Raw genomic sequence first — 18635 nt, forward strand, 5'->3', positions numbered from 1 at the left:
GACGCTGTTATTTTGAAATTAAGAAATTAAGTTCTGCTCCGATCTGATTCAGTCTTTCCAGGCTGTCGATGTAATCTGCCTTGGTCTTGACGGCTTGATTCACCAGTATTACCCAGTTTAAATAATCAATTTCTCCTACATCCATCTGCTTTTGCGCTGTTTTTAAGATCGTTTCAGATTTTGGAAGCTGTTTTTGCTCGTAATTTTCAATGATCCTCTGCTGATTTATATAGTTACTGAGTTGTTGTCCCAATCTGTTTTTAAGTTCAATTTCTTTTCTTTGGTATTGATTTTCAGAAATAGCAATTTTTGCCTGTGCGGCTTTGGCTAAAGCTCTCTGACCTTTGGTAAACAATGGAATTCCTACTCCAACCTGTACAGAATTAAAACGGTTATTGTTAATGTTTTTCATACTCTGATTGGTGTAGCCAATCAAAAGTTCAGGAAGCAGTCTGCTCTTTTCAAGCTGTACTTCAGCCTCTCCTACTTTGATCTGCTGTTGCAGATACTTCAGTTCAGGGTGTTGTTTTACCATTTCCTCTGAAATCTGAAGTCCTACATCCATTGTGGGTTTATTGGCAACGGGTTGATAGGTAATATCAGACTGCAGGAGCAACTGAAGCTGAAGTTTTGCAATATTCAGATCATTTTCAAGGGAGTTCAGTTGTACTTTTACCTGTTCTTTTTGAATTTCTGCGGTGGATTCTTCTAGAATGTTGGCTTCTCCTTTCTTTAATCTTAAACCAGCCTTATCTGCAAAATTGGAGTATAGCTGACTGATGTATTCCAATACTTTTTTCTTTTCCTGAAGGACTAAAATTCTATAGAAAACATCTGTAACCTCTTTGGTGAGCTGTGTTTTTGTAAGGTTCTGACTGATAATACTTGCTGTCCATTCCGCATCCAGCATCTGCTTTCTTTTCGAATAAACAGTTGGAAAGCTGAATCTTTGTGAAATTCCAAATGAATTGTCGGTCTCTTCTCCCTGAATCTGCCCGATTGCTCCTGTAACTTCCAGCTGTGGAAGGTCAAGATAACTGGCTTTCAGTTTCTCCTGATAATGAGTGATGAGTTTTGAACTTTTAAGCGTTCCGTTTTGTTGATATGCCTTTTCCAGTGCCTGTTCAAACGTTATGTTTTCCTGAGCCTGAAGACTACCGAAAGAAACGAATAGTAAGAAAACAGACAGTTTTTTATAGTGTATTTTTTTAGAGAATTTCATTTTATCTTTATTAATATGTTCAAATAAGACGTAAAGGATTGGGAGAACAAATAAGGTTAAAAGGGTGGCCAACATCAATCCACCAATTACTACTGTAGCCAAAGGTCTTTGTACTTCAGCTCCTGCTCCATTGCTGATAGCCATTGGCAGAAATCCTAATGAAGCTACAAAGGCAGTCATCAGAACCGGACGAAGTCTGATTCTTGTTCCCATTAGTACAATTCTGCTGGTATTGGTTATTCCATTCTTTTTTAAACGGTTAAACTCTGATATCAAAACAATTCCGTTAAGTACAGCTACCCCAAATAAGGCAATGAATCCAACCCCGGCACTGATGCTGAAAGGCATTCCTCTCAGGGCGAGAAAATACACCCCTCCAATGGCTGATAGCGGAATGGCAGTGTAGATTAATAAACTGTGTTTTACAGATCCAAATGCAAAGAATAACAGTAAGAAAATCATGACTAAAGAAATAGGAACAGCAATTCCTAATCTTGCTTTGGCTTCGTTTAAGTTTTCAAAAGTTCCTCCATAAGCAATGGTATATCCTGGCGAGAATTTCAGGTTTTTTCCTACTTTTTGCTGAAGTTCTTCCACAATACTCTGCACATCTCTATCTCTGGCATTAAATCCAATGATGATTCTTCTTTTGGTATCTTCTCTCTGGATCTGGTTCGGACTGTCTTTAAGTTCTACTTTCGCCAGTTGGGATAAGGGCACCTGCTCTCCGGAAGCTGTCGGAACCAATAGATTTTGGATGCTGGTAATATCTTTTTTATAATCATTATCCATACGAACAACGATGTCAAACTTTTTCTCTCCTTCATACAATGCTCCGGCAGTTTGTCCTGCAAAAGCCATATTGATCACTCTGTTGATCTCGGCAACAGAAATATTGTATCTTGATAATTCAGAACGGTTGTAATCAATAACTACCTGTGGAGCTCCTTCAACGGGCTCTATATAAAGATCCTGAGCTCCTTTTACCGTATTAATGATACTTCCCAGTTTTTTGGCATATGTAGTAAGACTGTCAAGATCTTCCCCGTAAATTTTACAAACTATATCCTGTCTGGCTCCTGTCATCAATTCATTAAAACGCATTTGTACAGGGAACTGGAAACTTGTTGTTAATCCGGGAATGACACGTAATGCCTTGCTCATCTTTTCCGAAAGTTCAGGGAATGATTTTGCAGAAGTCCATTCTTTTTTAGGCTTTAAAACAATAATCATATCTCCCGCATCCATTGGCATTGGTTCTGTTGGAATTTCTGCGCTTCCGATCTTTACAACAATCTTTTGTACTTCTGGAAACTGTTTTAAAAGAATACCGGAAGCCTGCGTCGTTATTTTTTTGGTCTCATTGATATTACTACCTTGAAGAATTCTCATCTCAACAGCAAAATCTCCTTCTTCCAGCGATGGGATAAATTCTCCACCCATTCTTGACAATGTGAAAACAGCACCTGCAAAAAGCACAAGAACTCCCAGAATGATTGTTTTTCTGTATTTCAATGCTTTCATCAGGAACTTTTGGTGTCCTGATTCTACTTTAGCCATTACTCTATCGGAAATATTGTCCTTTTCCTTTTTCTTTCTGCTTAATACCAATGAGCTCATCATAGGAATATAAGTAAGGGAAAGAATAAACGCTCCAATAAGTGCAAATGCTACGGTTTGGGCCATTGGTTTAAACATTTTTCCTTCAATTCCCTGTAGAGTAAAGATCGGAAGGTACACAATAAGAATAATGATCTGCCCGAAAACAGCACTGTTAACCATTTTGGTGGCTGAACTGGAAACCTGCCCATCCATTTCTTTTTTGCTTAATATATTGTCTTTTCCAAAATGCTTTTTATGAGCCAATTGATGCAGAACGGCTTCCACAATGATAACTGCTCCATCTACAATAAGACCGAAGTCTAGCGCTCCAAGACTCATCAGGTTACCTCCAACACCAAAGATATTCATCATAATAATGGCAAACAGCATGGCTAAAGGAATTACGGAAGCAACCAATAATCCGGCTCTGAAGTTCCCAAGGAATAAAACAAGAATGAAGACTACAATCAGGGCCCCTTCCATCAGGTTGGTTTTTACTGTACTGATGGTATTATTAACCATTTTAGCGCGGTCAAGGAAAGGCTCAATTACAACACCTTCAGGCAGAGATTCCTGGATTTTCTCTAGTCTTTGTTTAATATTGCCTATTACCTCGTTAGCATTTTCTCCTTTAAGCATCAATACAATGGCTCCGGATACTTCTCCGGTATCGTTATAGGTCATAGCACCATACCTTGTCGCATATCCGATTTTTACAGACGCTACGTCTTTAATGTGAACCGGAATTCCTTCTTTGGTTTCTGCTACCTGAATACTTCCAATATCTTCTGCTGTTCCCAAAAGACCTTCACTGCGGATAAAAAGAACCGTTTCCTTCTTTTCAATATAAGCTCCTCCTGTATTTTGGTTATTCTTTTCCAAAGCGGCAAAAACATCATTGATATTGATATTAAAAGCCTGAAGCTTATTAGGATTAATAGCAATTTCATACTGTTTCAGTTTTCCCCCGAAACTGCTGACATCTGCCACTCCTTTGGTTCCTAATAACTGTCTTCTCACAACCCAGTCCTGAATAGTTCTCAGTTCTGTTTCGTCATACACATTTTCATAGCCTTTCTTGGCCCTTACCACATATTGGAAGATTTCTCCCAATCCTGTAGAAATAGGTCCTAGTTCGGGCTTTCCAATTCCGTCCGGAATATTATCCTGAACGAGCTGTAGACGTTCCTGAACTTGTTGGCGGGCCCAATACACATCGGTATTATCATCGAAAACTACAGTGACCAGCGACAACCCGAATCTGGAAAGGCTTCTAAGCTCGGTGATTCCACTGATGTTACTGGTTGCCTGCTCGATGGGGAATGTTACCAGACGCTCAATGTCTGCGGCTCCATAAGACGGTGCGGTGGTGATAATCTGTACCTGATTATTGGTGATATCAGGCTGAGCGTCAATAGGTAGTTTAGTGGTTTCATATACTCCGAAAAGGACTAAGCCTATGGTGAACAGAGCAATGATGAGTTTATTCTTTACAGAAAACTCAATAATTTTGTTTAACATGAAAAATTATTAATGGGTAAATCTGTAGTCTTTTATAAACTGCTTATATTTTGTATCTGAACCACAAAAGTTACAAAAGCTATTAAATACTTTAGAATGTTTACTTAAGCTTAAAATAATACCAGATAAAAAGTTTGCAAAAGAGTAAAATCAAAGAATTTCACAACTCTAATTGTACTTTTTATTAAAAAAACAAGCAGAATAATATTGTACTACAAAATTGATTGATAAACAATAACAATTGATTACCTTAAGTAAAACTTAAAGTATTCATTTTTACTTCAACATCAATTAAGAAAGCCGTGGAGGCTGGAAAATATTGGAAAGGTAAAGGTTTGAGAAATCCTTTTCCTGATAAATGCTATTTTTTTGAGGAATTCTGATTTCTTTAGGTTTTTTGATTTCAAAGGTGTAATCAGGAAGCTGGGCATGTACTGTCAATACAATGGGAGGATTGATAAATGGTAGCTTCTGATCCAGATCCCAGTCAGCATCTTTTTTATGGTTGTCATAATGTTCCATGACGAATTCCGAAAGATTCCCTTCATATTCTATAAAATGTTCTACAAACATAGGCACCTTCAATACTTCCCCCGCATTGGTGGTAGCCAGTACATACATCATTGAACATATTATGGAGAACCATTTTAACATCCCTGCAAATATAAGGCTTAAATTTTTCCTGAGAAAAGACAAGAAGATTAATTTTTGTTTAATAAAGAGGTTTTTGGGTCTTTTATCTGTATTCCAAAATCTTCTACGGTCTGAATAAACTTTTGGGAAGGATCAAAAAGTGATAAAGTTTACCGGATGGCAGCAAAACAAATCTCATTAATGGAAAATATTCTCGGGCTTAATCCATTATTGTTTTCGCTCGTATTTTAAGTGAAAATTCAATCAAAATCTAGCAATCCATCAGTGAGTTGTTTCCATTGAATTTTAGCAACTCCCATCATACCTCCTATTGCAATCATTAGGTTCCTGCTGATATCAATAAAGGTAGCGTTAAAATTGGGTGATTCATTCCGTCCGTACACAGCGGCTTTTAAATAAGTGGCATTTCTTTGAATCATGAATGTAGAAGTGGCTTTTGAGCTATAAAAGTGAGCAATATGACTACTTTTTTGGGTAGGGTTCTGAGAAGGCCGGCAGGTCATTAGAATACTTTCAGAATAAGTATCTTCAAAATAACAGATATCGGTAATTTCGACCCAGTCAAATCCTTTGGCTTCCATTTCTCCGGGTCCCGGAATATTAATTCTTACAAAGTCCCCTTTTTGTGGCTCCCGTTCAACCGGAATACCTTTGAGATCATAGAGTTTAAAAGCAGCAAATGCTTCTCCACAATAACTTTTCCATTGATTAATTGAGAAAAACCTTGTTTTTAATATCTCAAATTTCAATGAAAGGAATTCAGGGTCAAATTTTGCATAACTTTCTGTATCATGAAAGCCACCTGATTGCTGATTGGGAACCCCTTTAATCTGTTTTGGCTTCATACTTCTTTTTATTCAAATTAAAAGAATTTATCCATTTTATTTTATGAGTAGAATCACAATGGAGTAAATAAATGCTTAAAGTGTTAAAAATTTTCGCTTTAATACTTGCTGAGTTTATACTTAATTAATCAATATTCCTTTTTGCGGAGTTTTTATTCCGTCTTAGGGATCTCGAGTTAGAATTTTGAAGACTAAGTTTGTTTAAAGTTATTGAGAATAATTCTTACATAGATAAATATCACTAATTTAATTGTTAAAGTGAGTGTTCATGGGAAGTCAGAAGAAAGAAGTTTGAGATTATTTTTGTTGATAATGAGTAATGTAGATTTAATGGTTTTTATACCTTATAATTTCCTTCTTCCTAGCTCTGGCTTCCTTTATATTATGCACTCTATTCAACTCATTTATAATCAACAATGGAACAACAGAAACAGCTTATTTTAAACGGAAAAATGCATAAAGTAATGTGGCAGATGTCCTGGCCGGCAGTTATTGCAATGGTACTTTATGGATTGAATAATTTTCTTGACGGAATTTTTGTAGGTCATTTAATTAGCAATACAGCTTTGGCAGCAGTAGGCGTCGCCTATCCCCTGGCACAATTTGCCCAGGGATTTGGGACCTTGATTGGTACAGGTTTAGGAGCTGCCGTAAGTATTTGGATTGGTGCAGGTGAAAAGGATAAACTAAGCAAAGCTATGGGAACCGTTAATTTTCTTACCCTGCTCTTTTCTGTTGTCATTACAATTCCCTGTTATATTTTCGCCAAAGATCTGGTGTATATGATGGGAGGAAGAGGCGAAATTCTAACGTTAGGGGTGGAATATTTCAGAGCCACCATTCTTGGAAGCTTTTTCTGGATTCATGGGCTGGCACTGAACATGTTGATCCGCGCAGAAGGAAAAATGAAAACTGCTGCCTGGATGATTGCCGTAGGTCTGATTGTAGATGTGGCATTAAAGCCTTTATTTATTGATTCTTTTGGTGGTGGAGTAAGCGGTGCAGCTTGGGCTACCAATATCTCCATGATGATCTATACGGTACTAGGGGTTTGGTATTATGCATCCGGAAAGGCTTCTTTTGTTACCCGATTTTGGTCCTTAAAGTATGACAAAGCCATTATAAGGGAAGCTCTTTCCCTGGGAATGCCCGGGTTTATCATGATGGTTATGATTGTGGTTCAGAATATTGTAGTCTTCAATGTAATTGCCAAATATGGAAAAGATACAGATATCACCTTTTTTACGGCAGTCAACCGGTTTTATATTCTTTTAAATACTCCACTTTGGGGATTGATGAGAGCTTTGCAGCCTGTATCAGGCATGAATTTCGGAGCCGAAAAATATGAGAGAAGCATCAAGGCATACCGTCTTTTCTCTTTTACAGGGCTTATCATTTTGATTCCTTTCTGGCTTTTTGTGATGTTCTGTCCATCAGAGGTATTGTCTGTAATGATTCCCAATGTATCTTTTCAGCCAAGCCAGCTAACTGATTTCAGGATTTATATGAGCGTTTTACCAGCTTTACCATTTATTTTTATGGCAATGGTCTGGTTTCCTTCTGTAGAAAATGCCCGACCTGCTACCGTAATCAGTATCTTAAGACAACTGGTATTATATATTCCTGCCCTTCTTATTATACCAATGTTGTATGGAATCCGAAGTATTTATGTTGTAAGTGCTATTATAGAATGGATTGTGTTTGGTGGAGTCATTTATATGATAGGGTTAAATTTCAAAATGTTAAGAAAAACCAGTATCTATTAATGAATGATAATTTTTAATTAAAATAAATAATTTTTAATTAAAAAGCACATACGATGCGCTGCATAATATAAATTTTGCTTATATTTGTGAATCGAAATAATTTTTTTTCATCATTTGTGTTTTTTTAAGGTCTCCAGTACTGGGGGCCTTTTTGCTTTTATAAGCTATATAATAAAGAATATACTATTGATATGATAAATGGACAAAAGGGGAATTATTTATTATAAAATAATTTTCTAATACCTTACCATAGATGAATACAGTGATTTTTAATTGTTAATAAATCCCTTTTCCTATACCTAAGTTAATGTTTTTCATAAAATCTGTAGGTCTGAACTGCATCACCGCCTGGAAACTTCTAGTGTAAGCCTGTACACTCTTATACCCTACTTCATAAGCTGTTTCTGAAATGGTCAGATTTCCTGAACTCAAAAGTTCAAGGCTTTTAATGATACGGAGCATTTGCTGATATTTACTCAAGGTGAGACCGGTTTCCTTTTTAAATATGCGCTCCAGACTTCGGGAAGAGAGCAATGCCAACTCTCCCAGCCCTTCTATTTTAATTTCTGTGTTGTAAAAATGATGAAGGTGTTCAATGACTTTTTCTAAGCGTTTATCTTTAGGCAGGCAGAGATGAAGTTTCAGGGAATGTTCTACAAAATGAGGAAGCTCATTAAATAATGCTTTTAAAAATACCATTTCATCCGCATCTTTTTTCATCAGCTTGGACCATTTTTCAGCATACTTTATCATTTCTCTCAATACGGAAGGAACTGAAAATGCGTTCACCTCATCATAAAATGAATTTTTCTGATCTGTGTCTGCAAACATAATCATCAGTTTGATCTTTTCAGAATGGGAATTAGTTTTATGAATGGCATTCGGAGGTATCCAGGCTGCATGGTTTTGAGGAAGAAGATAAATACGTTCTTCAATGGTGATATACTGAAATCCGCTTTCTACGTATACCAATTGGCCCTTTTCATGCTGATGGAGAACATTATCATGAATCCAGTTTTCTTCAAACCATACAAAATAGGGTTTATTAAGGTCATCTATTTTTATACTGTCGTTAGCATTCATGTCGTTTCAGGTTAAAACTTTGGCAAAATTAAACAAAATTACTATACTAATTTTGTACAAAAGTTTTTACTATGATGAAGAACGAAGTCAAAAAGAATGCTTCTTATGTTTTAATGTTTCTGAATGTGTTGGTGGTTATATTAATTTCCAGCAATCTTCGGTCGCCTATTGTCGCTGTATCCCCGGTCCTGGGAGATGTAAGAGATGCTTTGAAGCTGGATAATTTCCAGGTAAGTCTTTTAACCTCTATTCCACTTTTTATGTTTGCCGTCTGTTCGGTTTTGGTGAGCAGGTTTTCTAATAAGTTTGGAATCAGCAAACTGTTGATGTATTCATTAATTATTTTAAGTTTTGGATTATTTCTGAGAATTTCAGGCTCACTTTGGCTGTTGTTTGTTGGCTCGGTATTTATCGGTTTGGGAATTTGTATCGGAAATGTAGTGACTCCCGGATATGTTAAGAATAATTTTCCGAAACAAATTGGTTTAATGACAGGAATTTTTGCTGTTTCTATGAACCTTACAGCTGCTTTGGCTTCCGGTTTTAGTGTGAGAATCGGTGAATGGACCGGATTTGGATGGCGTGGCTCTCTGGGTATATGGCTGGTGATTGCCGCACTTGGATTTGTCGTATTGATTCTTGAAATTTTATTTAACAAAAAGAATTCTAACCAGCCTAAAACGGCTTTGGCAACTTCTGATTTTAATATGTTTAAGTCTTCCCAAGCATGGAATATCAGTATTTTTATGGGATTACAATCCTTGTTTTATTACTGTATGGTTGCCTGGTTACCTTCATTTCTTACAGATTACAATATGCCGGGTGAAAGTTCGGGATGGGTCCTTTTTGTCATTCAGATCACTATGATTCCTATCACCTTCTGCTGCCCGATCATCGCCAGCAAAATGAAGGATCAAAGAATTATGATTCTGTTTATATGTGCTCTAATGTTTGGAAGTACCATGATGTTTGTCTTTCTGAAATCTCAATGGATCTATGTAAATGCTGTCATTATCGGGATTTCCAATGGATTGTCTTTCAGTTTATCCATTCTGTTTTTCTCTACAAGAACGAAAAGCAGCATCAATGCAGTGAAAATTTCAGGAATGGCACAGTCAGTAGGTTATCTGATTGCTGCATTCGGGCCTCCGGTATTTGGGAAGCTGCATGATTGGGATGTTTCCTGGAATACTTCATTCTATTTTCTGAGCATTGCAGTATTGATTATGCTTTACTTTGGATTGAGGGCTGCGAGAAATAAATGTGTAGAGGATTAATTGTTCTTAGTTTTAATTGTAAATAAAATGAGGCTTTTTCTATTTGAAAAGCCTCATTTTTTATTGAAAACCCAGTTTTAAAAAGGAAATACTTTCTCCTGTAATCAGATTATTCTAATAAATGGACAAATTTATTTCTTCACCATCTTCAGGAATGAAGCATTGATTTTCATATTCTTTTTCATAAATCTTTTCCTGAATAAATGCCCTGTCCTCTTTGCAGTGGCTTACAGCTTCCAAATGGGTTACCCAAACTTTTGCTTCCGGAGCATGTTCGCAGACTTTGAAAATGTCTTCACTAGTCATAATAATAGGATCTCCTACAGAAAATGTAGCGGCTCCTCCTGCTACAATAATATGCCTGGGCTCGTGTTTTTCAATTTCTTTTGCGATACCATCATACCAGATACTGTCTCCCACAATATAAACGGATTGATTGTCTTTTTTAAGAACAAATCCGTTGACTACTCCCATTTTATCACCAATTTCTCCGGTTCCATGTTGTCCTTTTGTTAAGGAGATATCAATATTGTTCCAGAGAAGTTGCTCGTTGACTGCGATAACATTCTGAAAACCCTGTTTTTCGATCTGATCTAAAATCACAGAAGGACAGAGAATTACTGTTTGTTTATCAATCATCTCTATGGCTGCAGAATCCCAATGATCCGGATGTAAATGAGTAATGGCAACTGCATCTACCATCTGTAGCTTTTTGATTAAATCTTCCCGGCTGAAAGGAAGATCCAGCAAAGGGTTCAGTAATTCATTATCTGTCATTGGGAATTTTCCCAAAGAACCTTTTTTTCCAAGCATCGGATCAACCAGAATGGAGAGGTCACCAATAGTCAATAGCAATGTTGCATTGCGCCATAATTGTAATTTCATTTGCTTAAGTTTGTAAAGCAAATCTATTGGTTAACTCAGGCAAAACAATCGAAGGTTACCAAAAGGTTATTCATTTACATCTAAGTAACCTATGAATTTTGAAGAGTTTAAAAACTGTGGACTGAGAAGAAGTCTGAATATTCTTTCGGGAAAATGGAAACCATTAATCCTCCATAATCTTTTTGAAGAAAATCAGGTCCGTTTTGTGGAATTATGGCGGAATATGCCAAGAGTATCCAAAAAAGTTCTTGCAGAACAGCTTAAACAACTGGAGGAAGATCATATTGTTCAACGGATTGAAGTGTATAATTTTCCTCCGGAAGTCTATTATCAACTGACAGAGAAAGGGCAAAAGCTGGGGCCTATCCTTTTCGAGCTTCATGCCTGGGGAAATGAATTAAATTCTTAGAATGGCTTTTAGTCTTTAAACAGATCCAAAACTTCAAGAATATTGTGGTAGACTGTATCAAGTTCTTCAGTAGAAATACAATAAGGAGGCACCAGATAAAGAACATTTCCTAAAGGCCGCATGATAATTTCCCTTTGTAAAAACTCATTATAAAGTTTTTTTCCGATTTCATTAAAATAAGAAGTTCCCTGTCCGGTTTTAAAATCAAAGGCCAAAATAGTTCCGATCTGGCGGGCATTTTCAACCTTAGGATGTTCAGTCAAAACTTTTACAAACGCTGAATGCTGTTGGGAGATACGTTTAATATTCATTAGGGTTTCTTTTTTTAGTAATAATTCCATACTGGCCAAAGCTGCGGTACAGGCTAAAGGATTGGCTGTAAATGAATGTCCATGGAATAAAGTTTTATGTTTGTCATCAGACCAGAAAGCATCATAAATTGCTTTGGAAGATGTTGTAATTCCCATAGGCATGGTTCCCCCAGTCAGTCCTTTTGAAAAACACATGATATCCGGTTGTTCGGTAAGATAATTGGCCGCGAAAAGCTCCCCGGTTCTTCCGAACCCTGTAAAAACCTCATCCTGAATCATCAGAATTTTCTGTTCTCTGCAGAATTTCATCAGGGTATTAAGATCTTCTGCATTATACATAAGCATTCCTGCTGCCCCCTGAACTAAAGGTTCATAAATAAAACAAGCTACCTCATCAGCAATAGCTTCAATTTGTGATTGTAAATTTTGCAGGTTTTCTGGAGTAGGAGTATCAATGAAAACTACTTCAAACAGTCTGCTTTCAAAAGGTTTCGTCCAATAGCTTTTTCCACTTACAGACATTGCTCCGAAGGTATCACCGTGGTAGGCATTTTTAAAAGCAAGGATTTTGGTTTTTTCTTTTCCCTGATTGTGGGCATATTGAATACACATTTTCAAAGCTACTTCCACAGCGGTAGATCCATTGTCAGAATAGAACACTTTTTTCTGATTGTCAGGTAAAAGCTTCAATAAATTCTCTGAAAGCTGAGTAGCGGGCTCATGGGTAAATCCGGCAAAAATAACCTGTTCCAAGGTATTAAGTTGTTCAAATAGGCGTTGAGCAATATAAGGATGTGAATGTCCATGCAGGGTTACCCACCATGAAGAAACCACATCCATATATTTTTTACCTTCATTGTCATAAAGATAAAGACCCTTTCCACTTACAATAGGAATGATATTGTCAGCAGACTTCATTTGCGTATAAGGATGCCAGTTGACGGCTTTATCTCTTTGTTGGAGGTTTGTTGGTGTTATTGTATCCATATATTGATGATTTTGAGATAAGAGTTTCTGTTTTTAATACAACGTTTGCAAGGGCTCTATAGAAAATGCTGTGTATTAAAACCCAGAAACTCTAACATCTCTTTATAATTGTTTAACAGCAGGTTTCTTTTTTCATCATTGGTTTTAACCCCAGGGTTTCCAGCATTTGCATGTCTTCAGAAACTCCGGGATTAGGAGTTACCAGTAATGTTTCTCTTTCTCCTGTGAAGATAGAGTTTGCCCCTGCCATGAAGCACCATGCCTGTTCTGTTTCGGTCATCTCAATACGTCCTGCACTCAACCTTACCATAGAAGAAGGCATTACAATCCTTGCGGTGGCAATCATTCTTACCATTTCCCATGTATCCACTTTCTCGTTATCTTCCAACGGAGTTCCTTCTACTCTAGCCAATGCATTGATAGGAACTGATTCCGGATGTTTAGGCATTGTTGCTAAAGTGAGTAACATGGAAATTCTATCTCTGTGTGTTTCTCCAAGTCCGATGATTCCTCCTGAACATACCGTGATTCCTGCTTTTCGAACATTATTGATCGTATTAATTCTATTATCAAATGTTCTGGTGGAAATGATTTCTTCATAATACTGCTCAGAAGTATCAAGATTGTGATTGTAAGCATATAATCCTGCTTCCTGAAGCCTTATAGCCTGTTCTTCAGTCAACATTCCCAGTGTACAGCACACCTCCAGGCCAAGTTCATTTACTCCTTTTACCATATCGATAACCCTGTCAAAATCACGGTTGTTACGTACCTCACGCCATGCAGCAGCCATACAGAAACGGGATGAGCCGCTGTCTTTTGCTTTTTGAGCATGAGCAATTACCGTTTCAGTAGGTAACAAAGCTTGTACTTTGATATTCGTATGATAACGCGCTGCTTGTCCACAGTATGAACAATCTTCGGGACAGCCTCCGGTTTTGATTGATAATAAAGTGGAGATCTGTACTTCGGATGGATCATGCCATTCACGGTGTACGGTTGCCGCTTTATAAATAAGTTCCATAAGCGGTAAATGATAAATTTCTTCTATTTCTTCTTTAGTCCAGTTGTTTCTGATTGTTGTTCTATCCATTATCATAGTTTTGTTATTTTTAATTGTTTTGCAGTCGTTGTAATATGTTCCTTATCCGTACTTTCGATTTCAGGAATTTTGATAATTTTTGTTTCTTCTGTGATGGAATTAGAGATTACTCTTTCTGTATCTTCTGGAAAATCTCCGTTGAAAACCAGGTATTCCAGTGGGATATTTCTTTGCTTTAGGGCTATTATTGATAGTAAGGTATGATTGATACAACCTAAATAGTTTCTCACAACCAATGCAGCGGGAAGTTTTAACTTTTCAATCAGATCAATCATAAAAGTATCATCTGAAAGCGGAACCATAAGTCCTCCTGCTCCTTCTACGATTAAAGAATTTTGAGTTTCCGGCAATTGGAACGTATCAAGATTGATTTGTATGTTTTCTTCTCTTGCGGATTGGTGTGGAGAAGCAGCCAATTGTAGGCGGTACGTTTCAGGATGGCAGAATGTATGGTCTGTCCAGATTTCAATTTTATGACTGTCTGAATAATGCAGATCTCCTGATTGTATGGGCTTCCAGTAATCAGCTTTGAAATATTGCACTAAAATGGCGGAACAGACGGTTTTTCCAATTTCGGTTCCTATTCCTGTTATAAATAGTTTCATTAGGTTTCTAGGGTTTTGTAATACGAAGTGTAAAACAATATTTTATAAATTTCTTTACATGAAATCTTTGATAATTCCTGTGAGTTTGATGATCTCCTCTTCTGTATTGAAGCTGTGGAGACAGATCCGGAGTCTTTCACTTCCTTCTTTTACCGTTGGGCTGTATATGGCATAGGTTAAGAATCCTTCATCTGATAGTTCTTTCTGTAAAGACTTTAGTTTCTGATTATCGGGAATGATAATGGCCTGAACCGGACTTATTACAGAAGATGGAGATGCTAATCCCTGGCTCCGGAATGTTTTTATATTTTCCTGAAGGCGTATGGATAACTGCTGATTATTTTCTAAAAAATCATATCCTGTTTTGATCCTCATCCATTGGAAATCCTGTGCGGAAGTAGTATAAATAAAGGGAGATGCAAAATTAACCAGATAAGACTTTAAAGTGTCATTGCAAAGGATGGCAGCACCATGAGCACCCAATGCTTTGCCATAAGTGATTACATTGGCTGTAACCTGATCCTTTAAGCCATATCTTTCTACCAATCCATATCCAAAAACTCCAAAAGCATGAGCTTCATCAACGATTAAACCGGCTTCATATTTCTTTGCCAGTGCAGCGATCTCTTTGATAGGGGCAATATCTCCTTCCATGGAGTAAAGGCTTTCAATAGCGATATAACAATGTCCTTCCTGTTTTTTTAAAATGCTTTCCAGGTGTTCCGGATCATTATGCCTGAATTTTAATTTTCGAGCATTTGACATTTTACAAGCGTCATGTACGGAACGATGAATCTGTTCATCCACAATAATCATATCATGACGGTTGGGAAGCGTTGAAAACAACGCTAAATTGGCATTATAACCGGAAGGAAAAAGCAATGCAGAAGGAAACTGATGTTTTTCAGCGATAAAACGCTCTGTAAAATCTGTTATTCCGCTGTTTCCGCTAATCAATCTGGAGCCTGTACTTCCTGAAAGCAATTGAGGACATTCATTGATTTTCTCCAATATTATCTTTTGGAGTTCCTTATTTTTTGCTAATCCCAAATAATCGTTAGAGTAGAAATCAATCCCTTCAGCTTTTGGCTTTAAAGTTCTTAATGTTCCGTTCTGTTCTCTTTTGTAGAGTTCCTCCTGAAAGCGATTGATGTTTTTAAGCATAATTCAATTGAGCTACTTCTTCCGTAATAGCATTAATCCATTGCTGGTGCAGGTCATTTTCTATTTCCAGAATATGATCTGCATGCAATTGCCAGTCTTCAGAGAATTCATTAAGCTGATGAATCATTTCTTCGAGGTGACCTTCTTCTTCCAGGATAATAGATTTTACCATTATTTTTGAAGATTCTTCTGTCAGGATTTCCTGATAAACCGGATAAAGCTCATCAGCTCGAACTTCAATAGCATAAGTAACAAAGAGATAAGCAGCATATTTCAGTTCTTCTTTTGTAAGCCGGAAAACACCCTGAAGATATCTGCAGGCTTTAATATCCAATGAATGCAGATATTGTCTTGTTGCTGTGGGAGCTAGCAGCTCTCTATTTTCATAAGTTTTGCAAAGTTCCGGATCTATTTTTCCGATCTGTTTTTTAAGATAATAAGCATGGCGATGTTCTTCAGCAGCATGTTTCAGCTGAATTAGGGTAACCATTACCGGATGTTCACATTTTGATATTTTTCTTGCACCGGCATTTTCCATAAAGGAAAGGGTATTCAGCCATTTGGCATGGGTACTGCCATCCAGTACTATTTTTTTGAGGAGTTGATGAAATTCCATAGATTTTTATTTTGATGTCAAAAGTAGTATATTGCCGGATGGTTCTATGGTGCCAGTTTTTATATTATGGATAGTCCGGTTAAGATTCCTTATGAAAGTTTTATTAAAATAGATAGAAAATCAGAGACTTCTATCTATTTACAAATAGCTAATCAATTGGTGAATGCGATTCAAAGAGGTTTTTTGCCTTTTGGTACAAAACTTCCCGGAACCAGAGCTTTTAGTGAAATACTGGATGTGCATCGAAATACGGCCGTGGCAGTATATGATGAACTGTCTGCACAAGGCTGGGTGGAAAGTTTTCCTAACAAAGGAACTTTTGTCATCGGGAAAGACCAGGAAAAACCCGTAAAAGTAAAAGATTTTGAGGATAATAGTCTTCAGAACTATCCTCAATTGACAGGCTTTACTTTTAAGACTTCCAATATTCTGGATAACCCTTTTGAACATTCGGATTGTGAATATGTTTTTAATGATGGGGTTCCGGATATCAGACTTACCCAAATCGGGCAACATTCACGATATTATAGTTCTATTCTTAAGAGAAAGTCTAGCCAAAAAGGACTTGGACATTATAATCATGACGGAAGTGAATTTTTTAAAGAACATTTGTCAAGGTATCTCAACTTATCCCGTGGATTACCCATTTCTAAGAACAACCTTCTGATTACCCGAAGTACGGAAATGAGTATTTATATTGTTTCCGAAATTCTTTTGTCTCCAGGTGATACCGTACTGGTTGGAGATCTGAGTTATTTCTCAGTGAATATGATTTTCCAGAAAGCAGGAGTAAATATTGTCACACTTCCGATTGATGAAGATGGAATTATCGTAGAAAGTGTAAGGGAAGCTTGTCATAAGAAGAAAATAAGGATGTTGTATCTTACTCCACACCATCACTATCCTACTACTGTAGCTTTAAGTGCGCAACGAAGGCTGGAACTGCTGGACTTAGCGAATGAATATGGATTTGTTATTCTCGAAGACGACTATGATTATGAATTTCATTATGATAAAAGTCCAATCTTACCTTTGGCAAGTGCTGATACAAACGGAATGGTGATCTATATAGGATCTTTCGGGAAATCATTGGCGCCGGGATTCAGAACCGGATTTATTGTAGCTCCTGAAAATCTGATGGTGGAAATGCGGAAACACCTTGGAATTATTGACCGCCAAGGTGATATTCTGATGGAAAGAACACTGGGCGAAATGATTGAAGAAGGAGAAATCAACCGTTATCTGAAAAAATCCTTAAAAGTTTATCAGGAAAGGCGGGATTATTTCAGTGTTTTGCTCCAAGAAAACCTTGGTGATGTGATTGCTTTTGAAAAACCTTCCGGAGGTCTCGCCATCTGGATGGAATGGAATATTCCGATTAATCTGATGCAACTGAGCCGGAAATGTGCTCAGGATAATCTTTTTATTCCTAAAACCCTGCTTTATCAGAATAAAAATCTTACCGCGATGAGGCTGGGCTTTGGAGATCTGAGTTTTGAGGAGATGGATAAAAGTATAGAGATCCTTTCCCAGAATATCCTCCATTTTAGATAAAGATAAAAAAGCCTCTACAATGATAGAGGCTTGGTATTTATTTATTGTTGATATGAAGTTTCTTCTTCTTTCGGTTTTAAATAAATAATAAGTCCTGTAGCAAGAAGTGTTCGTGATCTGTACTATTTGAAGTATTTATCAAACAGGGTTAATTGTTCAGAAAGTGAGCGGCTCCAGTATTGATTATCGTGAGCTCCTAGGGATTCTGTATACAGGTGTTGTATCTTTTGTTCAGTAAGTTTTGCATGGAATTTTCTGTTTTGTCCGATCATCTGAATATCTTCCGTTCCACAGTCGAAAATATAACGTTGTCCGGCTGTAGCCATTAATTTAATCTTGTTGTCTGTAAAGAAATTAGAGTTTATAGATTCCAATGGTCCTATTACTTTATTAACCATATATTTATTATAGCCTTCTCCAAAAGCATTAAAATCTAAAGCGCCACATGAACTTCCTACAATTCCAAATGTCTTGTTATAGGTGACCCCAATATTTGTAGCTCCATAACCGCCCATACTCCATCCCAAAATTCCCCTAAATCTCTTTTCAGCTTTTACCGGATAATTTTTGTCAATAAAATCAACCAATTCTTTTCCGATAAAGGTTTGGTACTGGGAGTCTTTAATGATCGGACTGTCTACATACCAGGAACTGTAATTTCCGTCAGGTAATATATAAATGGTTTTATACTCCTGAGCTTTCTTAACGATATCTGGAATATCTTCCTTTAGTATTCTGTCTGGATTACCACTGAAACCATGAAGAATATATACCGATGGATATGTTGTATTGGGTTGTACGTTTGGAGTGATGATGATCGTTTTGATCTTTTTATTCATCTTAGGACTGAAAACTTCCTGATGAATGATCTTCTGTGCTGAAAACTGTGCAAAGGCAGTCAGAACAACAACAATGTTGATTAACTTTTTCATGCTTTAAAAATATTTAATTAATAATGACTGACCATCAGATACATGTTACCTAAATTTAAGATTTTTTGTTTACATAATCAATGCATCCGTGTGATCTTAT

The 18635-nt window shown here is 37.0% G+C and carries 15 protein-coding genes; 4 read left to right on the forward strand and 11 right to left on the reverse strand.

What is annotated here, in order from left to right:
• Positions 1 to 7: 7 nt before the first annotated feature.
• The 3 genes from EG344_RS22155 to EG344_RS22165 all read right to left on the reverse strand — a co-directional run bounded on the left by EG344_RS22155 (position 8) and on the right by EG344_RS22165 (position 5844).
• Positions 8 to 4345 (reverse strand): CusA/CzcA family heavy metal efflux RND transporter, encoded by a 4338-nt coding sequence (locus EG344_RS22155; protein ID WP_123911465.1) that lies wholly within the window; start codon positions 4343 to 4345, stop codon positions 8 to 10.
• A gap of 291 nt (positions 4346 to 4636) precedes the next feature.
• Positions 4637 to 4969, reverse strand: coding sequence for a hypothetical protein (locus EG344_RS22160; RefSeq protein WP_123855882.1), 333 nt, complete (start codon positions 4967 to 4969; stop codon positions 4637 to 4639).
• Positions 4970 to 5238: 269 nt separating this feature from the next.
• Positions 5239 to 5844, reverse strand: coding sequence for a hypothetical protein (locus tag EG344_RS22165; RefSeq protein ID WP_123911466.1), 606 nt, complete (start codon positions 5842 to 5844; stop codon positions 5239 to 5241).
• Between the two features lie 416 nt (positions 5845 to 6260).
• Between EG344_RS22165 and EG344_RS22170 the strand changes: the two genes are divergently transcribed.
• Complete coding sequence (locus tag EG344_RS22170; RefSeq protein WP_123911467.1) at positions 6261 to 7610, forward strand: MATE family efflux transporter; 1350 nt, start codon at positions 6261 to 6263, stop codon at positions 7608 to 7610.
• Positions 7611 to 7886: 276 nt separating this feature from the next.
• On the opposite strand, the gene EG344_RS22175 is transcribed toward EG344_RS22170, so the two are convergent.
• Entirely contained in the window at positions 7887 to 8693 is an 807-nt protein-coding gene (locus EG344_RS22175) for an AraC family transcriptional regulator (protein ID WP_123911468.1), read from the reverse strand.
• A 71-nt stretch (positions 8694 to 8764) separates the two neighbouring features.
• Between EG344_RS22175 and EG344_RS22180 the strand changes: the two genes are divergently transcribed.
• A complete protein-coding gene (locus EG344_RS22180) occupies positions 8765 to 9970 on the forward strand; it encodes a CynX/NimT family MFS transporter (protein WP_228412801.1) in 1206 nt (401 codons plus the stop codon).
• 114 nt (positions 9971 to 10084) lie between these two features.
• On the opposite strand, the gene EG344_RS22185 is transcribed toward EG344_RS22180, so the two are convergent.
• Positions 10085 to 10855 carry an MBL fold metallo-hydrolase gene (locus tag EG344_RS22185; RefSeq protein ID WP_123911469.1) on the reverse strand — a complete coding sequence of 257 codons (771 nt, stop codon included), beginning with the start codon at positions 10853 to 10855 and terminating at the stop codon, positions 10085 to 10087.
• A gap of 91 nt (positions 10856 to 10946) precedes the next feature.
• On the opposite strand from EG344_RS22185, the gene EG344_RS22190 reads away from it, so the two are divergent.
• Positions 10947 to 11264, forward strand: coding sequence for a winged helix-turn-helix transcriptional regulator (locus EG344_RS22190; protein ID WP_123855877.1), 318 nt, complete (start codon positions 10947 to 10949; stop codon positions 11262 to 11264).
• Positions 11265 to 11272: 8 nt separating this feature from the next.
• Here the strand turns inward: EG344_RS22190 and bioA are convergent, their stop codons facing one another.
• From bioA to EG344_RS22215, 5 genes are all read right to left on the reverse strand, one after another.
• Positions 11273 to 12562 carry an adenosylmethionine--8-amino-7-oxononanoate transaminase gene (gene bioA, locus EG344_RS22195; RefSeq protein ID WP_123911470.1) on the reverse strand — a complete coding sequence of 430 codons (1290 nt, stop codon included), beginning with the start codon at positions 12560 to 12562 and terminating at the stop codon, positions 11273 to 11275.
• A gap of 112 nt (positions 12563 to 12674) precedes the next feature.
• Positions 12675 to 13661 (reverse strand): biotin synthase BioB, encoded by a 987-nt coding sequence (bioB, locus tag EG344_RS22200; protein ID WP_123911471.1) that lies wholly within the window; start codon positions 13659 to 13661, stop codon positions 12675 to 12677.
• Entirely contained in the window at positions 13658 to 14269 is a 612-nt protein-coding gene (bioD, locus tag EG344_RS22205) for a dethiobiotin synthase (RefSeq protein WP_123911472.1), read from the reverse strand. The genes bioB and bioD overlap by 4 nt, the downstream gene beginning before the upstream one ends.
• Before the next feature lie 54 nt (positions 14270 to 14323).
• Complete coding sequence (locus EG344_RS22210; protein ID WP_123911473.1) at positions 14324 to 15433, reverse strand: aminotransferase class I/II-fold pyridoxal phosphate-dependent enzyme; 1110 nt, start codon at positions 15431 to 15433, stop codon at positions 14324 to 14326.
• The gene (locus EG344_RS22215; RefSeq protein WP_123911474.1) at positions 15426 to 16049 is read right to left on the reverse strand and encodes a hypothetical protein; all 624 of its coding nucleotides are present in this window, start codon (positions 16047 to 16049) and stop codon (positions 15426 to 15428) included. Before EG344_RS22215 ends, EG344_RS22210 begins: the two co-directional genes overlap by 8 nt.
• Positions 16050 to 16115: 66 nt before the next feature.
• Between EG344_RS22215 and EG344_RS22220 the strand changes: the two genes are divergently transcribed.
• Positions 16116 to 17603: a PLP-dependent aminotransferase family protein gene (locus EG344_RS22220; RefSeq protein ID WP_123911475.1), complete on the forward strand. Its 1488-nt coding sequence runs from the start codon at positions 16116 to 16118 to the stop codon at positions 17601 to 17603.
• A 122-nt stretch (positions 17604 to 17725) separates the two neighbouring features.
• On the opposite strand, the gene EG344_RS22225 is transcribed toward EG344_RS22220, so the two are convergent.
• A complete protein-coding gene (locus EG344_RS22225; RefSeq protein ID WP_123911476.1) occupies positions 17726 to 18535 on the reverse strand; it encodes an alpha/beta hydrolase in 810 nt (269 codons plus the stop codon).
• Between the last annotated feature and the right edge of the window lie 100 nt (positions 18536 to 18635).

The sequence above is a fragment of the Chryseobacterium sp. G0162 genome, from assembly GCF_003815715.1.
Taxonomy (GTDB): domain Bacteria; phylum Bacteroidota; class Bacteroidia; order Flavobacteriales; family Weeksellaceae; genus Chryseobacterium.